Genomic DNA, 590 nt, shown 5'->3' with positions numbered 1-590 from the left:
TACAGATCTATTTGCAGTAGGAAGAAAGGATATGTGGGTTTTAAAAATAGATGAGAAAGGAAAAGAAATATGGAATAAAAGCTTTGGAACAAGATCACATGATAGAGCTTTTGCAATTGAAATTTTAGATGAGAATCACTATATCATAATTGGAGACAAGAGTTATGAAACCCATACTAGTGTAGATTGGAGAGGATGGGTTATTAAATGCGCAGATTATTCTCCTCCAAAAATAGAAATTGTTAAGCCAAAAAATTATTTTTATATATTTGGAAGAGAAATTTTTCCTACAAAAATTCCAATAATTTTAGGAGATATACGTGTAAAATGCGATGCTTTTGATCCAATGAATATAATAGATAGAGTAGAATTTTACCTTTTACTTGCAGATGTTTGGTATGAATATAAGCCTAGAAAAATAGATTATTTTCCACCATATGAATGGAGATGGAAGACTGGAATTGGATTATATGAAGTAACTGTTGGAGCTTTTTATGGAAAAGCTGGAGGAGTTGCAACTGATAAAATAATTGTATGGATATTTAATCCATAAAGTTTGAGTAAGCTATTGTCAAGCATTAGTAAAAAAG

General features: G+C 30.0%; 1 protein-coding gene. It reads left to right on the top strand.

Annotated elements, in window-relative coordinates; translation table 11 throughout:
- Positions 1-31 precede the first annotated feature (31 nt).
- A complete protein-coding gene (locus tag H5T44_06450; GenBank protein MBC7081859.1) occupies positions 32-553 on the top strand; it encodes a hypothetical protein in 522 nt (173 codons plus the stop codon).
- The last annotated feature ends 37 nt before the right edge of the window (positions 554-590 follow it).

It is taken from the genome of Thermoplasmatales archaeon (assembly GCA_014361195.1).
Taxonomy (GTDB): domain Archaea; phylum Thermoplasmatota; class E2; order UBA202; family JdFR-43; genus JACIWB01.
This window is presented reverse-complemented; position numbering and strand designations above follow the sequence as displayed.

What these genes read in the sequence shown, in the direction of transcription:
- H5T44_06450 (MBC7081859.1), top strand. Translation starts at nt 32, where the DNA reads ATGTGGGTTTTAAAAATAGATGAGAAAGGAAAAGAAATATGGAATAAA.